Source organism: Massilia sp. CT11-108 (assembly GCF_047302915.1).
GTDB classification, from domain to species: domain Bacteria; phylum Pseudomonadota; class Gammaproteobacteria; order Burkholderiales; family Burkholderiaceae_D; genus Telluria; species Telluria orientalis.
Window position 1 is genome coordinate 1 of sequence record NZ_JBKYMO010000189.1, and the last position, 10,551, is coordinate 10,551.

9 protein-coding genes and 1 other RNA gene are annotated in these 10,551 nt (G+C 63.5%); 7 read left to right on the top strand and 3 right to left on the bottom strand.

All coding sequences use genetic code 11. From position 1 onward, the window contains the following. Positions 1 to 115 precede the first annotated feature (115 nt). The 7 genes from ACEN88_RS16115 (at position 116) to ACEN88_RS16145 (ending at position 8,924) form a co-directional block, all read left to right on the top strand. Positions 116 to 682: a J domain-containing protein gene (locus tag ACEN88_RS16115; protein ID WP_413341135.1), complete on the top strand. Its 567-nt coding sequence runs from the start codon at positions 116 to 118 to the stop codon at positions 680 to 682. Between the two features lie 3 nt (positions 683 to 685). Next, complete coding sequence (locus tag ACEN88_RS16120; RefSeq protein WP_413341137.1) at positions 686 to 994, top strand: chaperone modulator CbpM; 309 nt, start codon at positions 686 to 688, stop codon at positions 992 to 994. An 86-nt stretch (positions 995 to 1,080) separates the two neighbouring features. Then, positions 1,081 to 2,412: an Nramp family divalent metal transporter gene (locus ACEN88_RS16125; RefSeq protein ID WP_413341139.1), complete on the top strand. Its 1,332-nt coding sequence runs from the start codon at positions 1,081 to 1,083 to the stop codon at positions 2,410 to 2,412. A gap of 79 nt (positions 2,413 to 2,491) precedes the next feature. Next, the gene (locus ACEN88_RS16130) at positions 2,492 to 3,079 is read left to right on the top strand and encodes a type 1 glutamine amidotransferase domain-containing protein (RefSeq protein ID WP_056129148.1); all 588 of its coding nucleotides are present in this window, start codon (positions 2,492 to 2,494) and stop codon (positions 3,077 to 3,079) included. A gap of 77 nt (positions 3,080 to 3,156) precedes the next feature. Further along, positions 3,157 to 3,735 (top strand): helix-turn-helix domain-containing protein, encoded by a 579-nt coding sequence (locus ACEN88_RS16135; RefSeq protein ID WP_413341141.1) that lies wholly within the window; start codon positions 3,157 to 3,159, stop codon positions 3,733 to 3,735. A gap of 2 nt (positions 3,736 to 3,737) precedes the next feature. Further along, positions 3,738 to 4,253 carry a GNAT family N-acetyltransferase gene (locus ACEN88_RS16140; RefSeq protein ID WP_160410530.1) on the top strand — a complete coding sequence of 172 codons (516 nt, stop codon included), beginning with the start codon at positions 3,738 to 3,740 and terminating at the stop codon, positions 4,251 to 4,253. Positions 4,254 to 4,562: 309 nt separating this feature from the next. Continuing rightward, positions 4,563 to 8,924 (top strand): EAL domain-containing protein, encoded by a 4,362-nt coding sequence (locus ACEN88_RS16145; RefSeq protein ID WP_413341143.1) that lies wholly within the window; start codon positions 4,563 to 4,565, stop codon positions 8,922 to 8,924. 65 nt (positions 8,925 to 8,989) lie between these two features. Here the strand turns inward: ACEN88_RS16145 and ssrA are convergent. From ssrA to ACEN88_RS16160, 3 genes are all read right to left on the bottom strand, one after another. Continuing rightward, positions 8,990 to 9,348: a transfer-messenger RNA gene (gene ssrA / locus ACEN88_RS16150) on the bottom strand. Between the two features lie 108 nt (positions 9,349 to 9,456). Further along, positions 9,457 to 10,047, bottom strand: coding sequence for a glycine zipper 2TM domain-containing protein (locus ACEN88_RS16155; protein WP_413341145.1), 591 nt, complete (start codon positions 10,045 to 10,047; stop codon positions 9,457 to 9,459). A gap of 245 nt (positions 10,048 to 10,292) precedes the next feature. Further along, positions 10,293 to 10,551: HAD family hydrolase (locus tag ACEN88_RS16160; protein ID WP_413341146.1), on the bottom strand; the 259-nt coding region annotated here is incomplete at its 5' end.

The window sequence follows — 10,551 nt, forward strand, 5'->3', positions numbered from 1 at the left end:
ACGAACATGGCCAGTCCGATGGCCATGCCGCCGAAGGCGGTCAATGCCTGCCGCGTAGGCTGCGTCATGCCGGCGTCCCGCCCCGCGCGCGCACGCGGGCGGCGGCGGGTTCCAGATGCCCGGCGAGGACATCCACGCGGCGATTTCCATCGACCTGCGCGACGCCTACCAGGGCGCCACGCGCACGGTCAGCCTGCGCGTTCCGCAGCACGATGCACAGGGCCGCACGACGATGCAGGACAAGACCCTCAGCGTGAACATCCCGAAAGGCGTCACGCCGGGCCAGCAGCTGCGCATGCGGGGGCAGGGGCATCCGGGATTCGGCGGCGGGCCGGCCGGCGACCTGTATCTGGAAATCCAGCTGAACCCCGACCCGCGCTATCGCGTCGAAGGGACACACGTGTACCAGGACGTGCCGGTGGCGCCGTGGGAAGCGGCGCTCGGTGCGAGCATCTCGGTGCCCACGCCGTCCGGCACGGTCGAGGTGACGGTGCCGCCGGGGTCGCAGAGCGGACGCAAGCTGCGCTTGAAAGGACGCGGCATTCCGGCCAGGACGCCGGGCGATCTGTACCTGATGCTGAACGTGGTGCTGCCGCCCGCCACCAGCGACCGTGCGCGCGAGCTGTACGAGGCGATGGCGCGCGACCTTGCCTTCAATCCACGCGAACGCATAGGAGCCTGAACGATGCATGACGATATTCTCACCGGCGTGCTGCTGGACGACGTGGCGCTGACCCTCGACGAACTGGCGCGCGCCTGCAACGTGGAGACCGACTGGGTCGTGCGCCACGTGCAGGCGGGCGTGCTGGGCGGCGAGACCAGCGTGCAGGTGACGAGCTGGCGTTTCCGCAGCGGCGACCTGGCACGGGCCCGGCGCCTGCTGAGCGTCGAACGCGACTTCGACGCCAACGAGGACCTCGCCGCGCTCGTGGTCGACATGGCCGACGAGATCCGCCGCCTGCGCGCCCGCATGCGCGTGCTCGGCATCGACTAAAGGTCCGACCGCCTGCGGGCACCGGTCTTATGGCGGGCGCGGCGGGGCGCGGTGTGCGCCAGACTCACCGTGCTATCTTGCCCGCTATGCTCAAACTACCGACCAACGCCACCGCACCGTTCTGCCCATCGGAAGTCTCCGGCACCGTCAGCGTGCCCGAGAACGATCCGCTGTGGAAAAAGATCCTGCGCTATGCGGGCCCCGGCCTGCTGGTGTCGGTCGGCTACATGGACCCGGGCAACTGGGCGACCGCCATCCAGGGCGGCTCGCAGTTCGGCTACGACCTGCTGTTCGTCGTCGTTCTGTCCAGCTTGGCGGCCATCGTGCTGCAATGCCTGAGCATGCGGCTCGGCATCGTCACGGGCAAGGATCTCGCCGTACATTGCCGCGAACAATATTCGCCAGTGCACGCGAAAGGCTTGTGGGCGTTCGCCGAACTGTCGATCATCGCGTGCGACCTGGCCGAAGTGCTCGGCTGCGCGCTCGCGTTCCATCTGCTGCTGGGCGTGTCGCTGCCCGTCGGCGTGGCACTGACGGCCCTCGACACCATCATCGTGCTGGGGCTGAAAGGCACGGGGTTCCGGAAACTGGAAGCCATCGTGCTGGGCCTCATCGCGACGATCGCCATCTGCCTGTTCACGGAGCTGTTCCTTGTCGACCCGGACCCGCGCGCCGTCCTGGCGGGCCTCGTGCCGTCGCTGGAAAAGGTGGGCCAGCGCGACGCGCTGTACCTCGCCATCGGCATCCTCGGCGCCACCGTCATGCCGCACAACCTGTACCTGCACTCGTCCGTCGTGCAGACGCGCGTCCTGCGCCACGACCTCAACCAGGACGGCGCCCACCTGGCCGAAGCGATCAGGCTGTCGCGCATCGACACGGTCGTGTCGCTGCTGCTGGCGCTGTTCATCAACGGCGCCATCCTCGTGCTGGCCGCGGCCGCGTTCCATAAACCGGGCGGCGGCAATGTGATGGACATCGACCAGGCCTATTACCTGCTGGCCCCCGTCGCGGGCACGGCGGCCGCGGCGATCCTGTTCGGCCTGGCGCTGCTGGCGTCCGGCCAGAGCTCGACGTTCACCGGCACCATCGCCGGCCAGGTCATCATGGAAGGCTTCCTGAAACTCAGGATTCCCTGCTGGCAGCGCCGCTTGATCACGCGCGGCCTGGCGCTGGGGCCGGCGATGATCGGCGTGCTCACGTTGGGCGACCACGCCATCGGCAAGATGCTCGTCGGCAGCCAGGTCGTGCTGAGCCTGCAGCTGCCGTTCGCCATGTACCCGCTGATCCGCCTGACGGGCCGCCGCGACCTGATGGGGCAGTTTGGCAACAAGTGGTGGACGACGGTGCTGTCGTGGTTCCTGTTCGTCGTGATTTCCTCCGCCAACGCATGGATGGTGTGGCAGGCGCTGTCCGCCTGATTCGCCGCGTGCGACGCGCCCCGCCAGCCCTGCCTAGAATGGTCGATTGTCCTCATACGTTCGACCAAAAGGAGTTTATATGGAACAAGTTGCCAACAAGCCTTTGCAGGGCAAGCGCGTCGCCATGCTCATGACGGATGGCGTGGAACAGATCGAGTACACGAGCCCGCGCTCTTTCCTGGAAGAGCAGGGCGCCACTGTCGTGTTGCTGTCGCCGAAGGCCGCCGGCGACGAAGTGCAGGGTTTTAATCACATGCAGCCGGCCGACCGCTTCAAGGTCGAGATGAACGTGCGCGACGCGAAACCGGCGGACTTCGACGGGCTCGTGCTGCCGGGCGGCGTCGCCAATCCGGACCAACTGCGCCTCAGCAAGGAAGCCATCGATTTCATCCGCGACTTCGATGCCGAGGACAAGATGGTCGCGGCCATCTGCCACGGTCCGTGGACGCTGATCGACGCGGGCATCGCCACCGGCAAGCATCTCACCAGCTGGCCCAGCCTGAAGCGCGACCTGATGAATGCAGGTGCCGAGTGGTCGGATGAGGAAGTCGTGCTGGATGCCCGACTGGTTACGAGCCGCAAGCCGGATGATCTGCCCGCCTTCAACGACATGTTGTTGAAGGAATTGCTCGTGGCGCCAGGGACGGACCCTGGGCCGACGTCGTAGTCGATGTATCCAATAAACTGGAGAACTAATCCAGGATAGTTGACGTCTTATCTTTCATATTGGAGAATACATCCATTATGAAAGATGACTCTACCGTTAACGAACGCATCGCCCAGCAGATGCGCCTCCTCCGCAGCGAGCGCGGCCTGTCGCTCGATGCCTTGTCGACCCAAAGCGGCGTGAGCCGTTCGATGCTGTCGTTGATCGAGCGGGGCGAGACGAGCCCGACGGCCGTCGTGCTCGACAAGCTCGCGGCCGGCCTCGGCGTGCCGCTCGCATCGCTGTTCGACGACCCGGCGCGCAAGGCCGAGCCTGTCTCACGCCATGCCGACCAGGTCACGTGGCGGGATCCGCATTCCGGCTATCTGCGCCGCAATGTCTCGCCCGAAGGATTCCAGTCGCCGACACGCATCGTCGACGTGGAGTTTCCGCCGCGGACGCGCGTGACGTACGAGGCCGGCCCCCGCACGCCCGCCGTGCTGCAACAGATCTGGATCCTCGAAGGCCGCATGCAGATCACGTACGGCAGCGAATCCTGGCTGCTGGAGACGGGCGACTGCCTCGTCATTCCCCTCGACGCACCGAATTCCTTCCACAACCCCGGGGACGTGCCGGCGCGCTACGCCGTCGTCCTTACCACGTTTGGCAGGAGCTGATCATGAGTTGCCGCGTACGCCGTATCCATTCGCTGACCGATGCCGACATCGAAGGCCTGGCGGCCGTTCTCTTCGACTGTGTCGAGGGCGGAGCGTCCGTCGGGTTCATGCAGCCGTACACGCTGGGGCAGGCGCTCGGCTGGTGGCGCGGGCTCGCGGCCGACGTTGAGTCTGGCCGGCGCGCGCTGCTCGTCGCCGAGGACGAGCACGGCATCGTGGGCACCGTCCACCTCGTGCTGGCGATGCCGGACAACCAGCCGCATCGGGCGGACCTGTGCAAGATGCTCGTCATGCGGCGGGCGCGCAAGCAGGGCGTCGGCGCGGCGCTGATGGATGCGGCGGAGCGGGAAGCGCGGTCGCTCGGCAAGACGCTGCTGGTGCTGGATACGGCCAGCGCCGAGGCGGAGCGCCTGTACGCGCGCATGGGGTGGACGCGATTGGGTGTCGTGCCCGGCTTTGCGTTGCTGCCGGAAGGCGGGCTGTGCGATACGACGTATTTTTATCGCGAACTCGTCTGAGTGGAGCGGGTGTCTCCCCAGCGGTTTCATCCTTTGCAAGAATAATATTGAGCATAAATGCGACATTTTTTCTTCTTCGTAGAAATGCATTTATGTTTCCCCTGGGAATCTATGTAAAATGTAAGCCGTGGTTTTGGCGGGCAATGTGCTGTTGTTGACGATATGACGTGGTCGGAAATGCCATGCAAGATGTCCGTGACTGGACTGCGCCGCCGCCGTCCTGGATAGCGCCGGTCCAATCAAAGGCTATCTAACGGTATCGCGCGGTCGTTGCGCCAGCGATGCCCTTCCGGATAAGAAGGTCGCTCAGTGAGCTCCAAATCGATCGGCCTGCCATTGCAGGTTTTTTCCCGACTTCCGTTGCCCGGACAACTCGCCCTCATTGCGGCAATTATCTTGCCTTGCCTGTGGGCCGTCGTGATCGCGTCGTTACACGGCACCTATGAGAAAACCTTGGCCGAGGCCGCCAAGGACAGCAATAACATTGCGCGTCTGTTCGCTGAAGAAGTCAATTCTTCCATCAACATGATCGACCTGGCGGCGATCGACCTGCGCGAACGATGGCTCGACGACCCGGACAGGTTTGATGACCACGTGCGCAAGCGTCAGGCGATTCTCGAAAAACCTGTGGCATTTCAAGTAAGTATCATCGACGCCACAGGGCACCTGGCATATTCGAGCGTGGACCGCTCGGCGCCGCGGCTCGATTTAAGCGACCGCGAGCACTTTCGCACCCATCTGGCCGGGATCGACAAGCTGTTCGTCAGCCGCCCGATCAAGGGCCGGGTGTCGGGGCGGGGAAGTATCCAGTTCACCCGTCCATTGCTGGCCGGCGGGAATCGTTTCGCAGGCGTGATCGTGTTGTCGGTGACACCGGAGTACTTCACCCGGTTTTCGGGGAAGCTGCAACTTGGCGAGCACGGGATAGTCGCCCTGGTTCGCTCTGACGGTACCATTGTCGCGCGCGAGCCGGCAGTGTCGTCCGAGCCGCGCAACGTACTGAGGACCACGCCGGACTTCGGCGTGATGGGCACGGAAACACTGATGTATTCACGCGCCTCGCAGATCGACGGTGTCGTTCGGCTCTATGCCTGGCGTGTATTGCCGAAGAAGGCCTTGGCCGTGGCGGTCGGCCGTAGCCGCGATGAAATCCTCGAATCGTATGTCCGGCAGCGGAACCTGGTGGTGGGCGGCGCCTGTGGGCTGTCCATCCTGATTGTCCTGATCGGTTACAGCGTGTTGTCCGGAATGCGCGACCGTGCCCGCGCCCGGGCCGCGCTCGAGGAAAGCGAGTTTCGCTGGAAATATGCGCTCGAAGGCGCGGGCGATGGTGTCTGGGATTGGGACGGCCGGACCGATACGGTGTACTTTTCACACCGCTGGCGCGAGATGCTCGGCTATGGTGACGCCGAGATCCGGACCGGGAAACAATGGGAAAACCTGATCCACCCGGAGGACCGTGGACGGGTTCTCGACGCCACGGCGAAGTTGGTGGCCGGGCAGGTGCCGACCTACGCGATGGAATACCGCATGCGGGCGAAGGATGGTAGCTGGCGCTGGATCTTCAGTCGCGGCATGGCCGTCGGTACCGATGCGGGCGGACAGGCGGCGCGGGTGATCGGGACCCATACTGACTTGACCGATCGTAAGCTGCGGGAAGAGGCGCTCCATCAAATGGAGCAGATGCACGCCGCGCAGGCCCTGTTCCAAAGCGAACAGCGTTTCCACCAGCTTGCCGATGCGATGCCGCAAATCGTATGGACAGCCGACCCCGATGGTGCGATCGATTACGCCAACAGTTGGGTGCATGCCTACACGGGACTGGTCGAGAAGATCGATGCCGACAACTGGGTCACGATACTGCACCCGGACGACGTTGCGCCGACGCTGCGCGTCTGGGAGGCGTCGCTCGTCTCGGGCGCCATCTTCGAGACCGAATACCGCGTGTTTCGCAGCGCCGACCAGAGCTATCGCTGGCATCAGGCGCGTGCCATACCGATCCGGGACGAACACGGTACGATCGTAAAATGGTACGGCACCACCACCGACAACCATGACACGCGGTTGGCGAACGACGAAATCCGCAGGCTCGCACACCGGCTCGGCACCACGCTCGAAAGCATCACGGAGTCATTCCTCACAGTCGATCTGGACTGGAGATTTACGTACGTCAATAAGGAAACCGAGCGCCTGCTTCAGCGTGATCGCCAGCAATTGCTTGGACGAATGTTATGGCAGGAATATCCGGCGCTCGTCGGCGGCATCGCCGATACCGAATTTCGAAGGGCCATGCATGAACATTGCACGGTCGAATTCGACATTTACTTCCCGCCGCTGAATCGCTGGTTCAAGGTTCGTGCATATCCTTCATCGGAAGGGCTTGCCGTATATTGCCGCGACATCAGCGCAAGCCGGCGTCTGCAGAAGTTCAAGAATGAGCAGATGAAATTGCTGGAACGGATGGCACTGGGGGCGCCGTTGCCTGAGCTCCTGGAACTTGCCACGCACATTGTCGAGTCGTCCGGAAATGCCATGCACTGTGCCGTAATGTTGCTGGGTGCGGACGGCGCCGCCTTCGAACACGTCGTCGCGCCAAGTCTTCCGGCTTCGCTACGAGGCATCCTGAACGAATTCGACGTCGATGAGGTATTGCCACCGGACCGACGCGCACGGCTGCAAGCCGGGCCGGTCTTCGTTGCCGACGTGGGGGAAGATCCGAGCTGGACTGGCGCGCACGATGCGGCCGCACTGCATGGGGATCGTGCCTGCTGGTGGTATGGAATTCGCTCCGGGCAGGACCGGCTGCTCGGTACGCTCGCGGTATTCACCGAAGCCGGACGTGTGCCCGATCAAGGCGAAATGGAGATCCTTGACCTGTGCGCCCACACGGTCAGCATCGCGGTCGAACGACTTCACATCGAACGCAAGGCACGCGCCAGCGAGGACCAGCTTGAATATCAGTCGAATTACGACACCCTGACGGGACTTGCCAACCGTAATCTGCTTTGCGATAGGACAAGTCAGACGATGGCACGGGCCGTGAGCCGGGGCGAACAGGCCTGGCTTGTCTGTATCGATCTCGACCGCTTCGCCCTGGTCAACGAAACGCTGGGCCACGAAGCGGGCGACCTGGTCCTGCAAGAGACAGCCGCGCGCCTGAGAACGGCACTGGGGCCGAACGATACGGCTGCGCGCACCGGTGGCGATGAATTTGTGCTGGTGCTCGCCGATACACCCGACGAGCACGCCGCGATCAATACCGTCCAGCGCGTCATGGCCGCCCTACGCGATCCGATCAAGGTCGGGGAGCACGAGCATTTCCTGAGCTGCACGTCCGGGTTGTCGGTATTTCCGGCCGACGGCGACACGGCGAACGCCTTGATCAAGAATGCCCACATCGCGATGCAGCGTGCCAAGGAAGCGGGCGGTGGCGAGCTGCAGTTTTATACGGCGTCGATGAAAGCGCGCGCGATGGAACGCCTGCGGCTCGAGGGCGACCTGCGGCATGCCGTCCAGCGGGGCGAATTGCTGTTGCATTACCAGCCACAAGTCGACGTGCGCACCGGTCGGATCGTTGGCGTGGAAGCCCTGCTGCGCTGGGCGCATCCCGAACTCGGCATGATGTCGCCCGACCGGTTCATCGACCTGGCGGAACAAACCGGGCTCATCGTCCCGATCGGCACCTGGGTATTGCGGACCGCGTGCGCGGACGCCAGGCGTTGGCACGATGCCGGTTGGGAGGGCCTGCGTGTGGGCGTCAACCTGTCGGGCAAGCAGTTCTACCAGCCGGATCTGATCGAGGTCGTGACAGGGGTCCTGGCGGAATCAGGGCTCGCGGCACGCTACCTGGACATCGAGCTGACGGAAGGCCTGGTCATGACCGACATCGACCACGCACTCGCCACCATGAATACGCTCAAGGGGCTCGGCGTACAACTGTCGCTGGACGACTTCGGCACCGGCTACTCCAGCCTGTCGTACCTGAAGCGCTTCCCGATCGATGTGCTGAAGATCGACAAGTCGTTCGTCAGGGACATTACCACCGATCCGGACGCGGCGGCGATCGCGCGGTCCATCATTTCGCTTGCCCAAAGCCTGCAATTGCAAGTCATCGCGGAAGGCGTGGAAACCCAGGAACAGCTCAGCTATCTGACCACGTACCGTTGCGACCAGATTCAGGGCTACTATTTCAGCCGTCCGGTTCCGGCCGCGGCATTCGAGCAGTTGCTGCGCGAGGAGCGGGCGCTGCCGGTGGCGTGTCCTGACGAACAGGTGCGGACGCTGCTGCTCGTTGACGACGACCCTGGCGTCAGCGCGGCATTGCGCCGGCTTCTGCGCCGCCAGGGCTATCGGGTACTGCATGCGGCAAGCGGAGAGGAAGGTTTGAGCCTGCTTGCCTTGAACGACGTCCAGGTCGTCATCTCCGACCAGCGCATGCCCGGCATGATGGGTATCGAATTCCTGTCGCGCGTCAAGCAGATTCACCCGAAGATTATCCGGATCATGCTGTCGGGCTACACGGCGGTCGACGCGATCATCGAAGCGACCAATAGCGGCGCCGTTTTCCGGTTCCACGCGAAGCCCTGGGATGACGACGCGTTATGTGCGAGTATCGCCGACGCATTCCGTTATCACTGGCTGATGCGCAATGCGGAAACTGCGGAGGCGTGAGGGTCCGGTATCGCATAAAACAAAAGCCCCACCGGCTTGCGCCGGCGGGGCTTTTATTTGAATACTGGTGGAGGCGGAGGGAATCGAACCCTCGTCCGCAAGCACTCTACAGACAGTTCTACATACTTAGCACTGTCTTTTAATTTAACTTAGGCGCCGGGGACGTGCACCCTTCGACTAAGCGAGTTACCTAAAGTTTCGGAAGCAACCAGGTAACCCGGTTGAATCCTAGCCTCTGTAAATGACTCTACTTGCCTTGCGGCACACCCCAGAGGCGAGGTGGTGTAGAGCTAGCAGCGATTAGGCTGCGAGTGCGTACGAGTTATCGTTTGCAGTTATTGATTTCTGGATGTATTTACGAGGTAACCAGTCCTCGGTATGCCCTGTTCTGCTTTGCAACCCACGTCGAAACCAGGTCGCCCCCAGATAGGAATGCTCATTGTACCGCAATCGGCCTCTGAGCGGAGAGCCCTGTCGTGCCCTCACACCCGATATGGGTGCGAGGTGCGGAGTATCAAGGGCTGATGTGGGATTAACGGCCCTGGTTCTGGTTGGCGATCTGGTTGCCCAGCATGCCGCCGCCAATCATGCCGGCGACCGTCGCCAGTTTGCGGCCGTTGCCGCTGCCCACCTGGTTGCCCAGCAGGCCGCCCACGACGGCGCCCGTGCCGATGGCGACGTAGTTCGGTTGTGCCGGCTGCGGAGCCGGACGGGGTGCCGGTTCACGATACGACGGCGCATCGTTCTGGGCGTAGCTCGAGTGGTGCGTCGTGTGGCGCGGGGCCGGTTTCGCCGGGACTTCCTTGATGATCGTTTCCTTGATCACCGTGGGTGCCGGGGCCGGCTGGGCGCTGGCGACGGCCGGCTGTGCATAGGCGCCCTGGACCGGTTGCAGGCCTTGCGGTGCCGTGGCGTCCGCAGCCATCGGCAGGGCCGGTGCGGCGGTCGGGGCAGCGGCGTAGGCCGGGTTCACCTGGGTCGGGGCAGCCTCGGGAGCGCTGTGCGAGCTCGGCAGGAGGCCGGTGATCGCGGCCGTGCCGGCGAGGCTCACGACGATGACGGACACTGCGGCAGCTGCAACCAGCGGGTGGATACGGGAGGTGGCGGTTTTGATCGTTTCCATTTTTTCTGCTCCTGAGACGTTGTTGTCGTATGGCTGTAGATTACCCAGAGGCATTGTCGAGAGATAGACGTATCCCTGTATCAATCGTAAAGATATGTAAATGACGAGTTGACCGATCGGGATCGCGATCTAACGAAGACGAAGACGAGAGCGCAACATCTGCAACTAACCGACGGGCGGCCCCGAGAAAAAACCGGGCCGCCAGGGCAGAAGGCGGCCAGGATGAAGCAATGATGAAAGCCGGATCAGGCAGTCGTTACCGCAGCGCCCGCCAGCTCGCGCAGCATGTCCAGCAGATGGCGCGGCGTGTCCAGCTGGTAGTGAGCACCCCACGTCGCCGGATCGATGGCACCGCAATAGCCCCAGTTGCAGGCCACGGTGACCATGCCGGCCGCGCGGCCCGCTTCGATGTCGCGCTGGTCGTCGCCCACGTACCAGCAGTGGGTCGGGTCGATGTCCAGGCGGCGCGCCGCTTCCAGCAGCGGGGCGGGGTGGGGTTTGGCG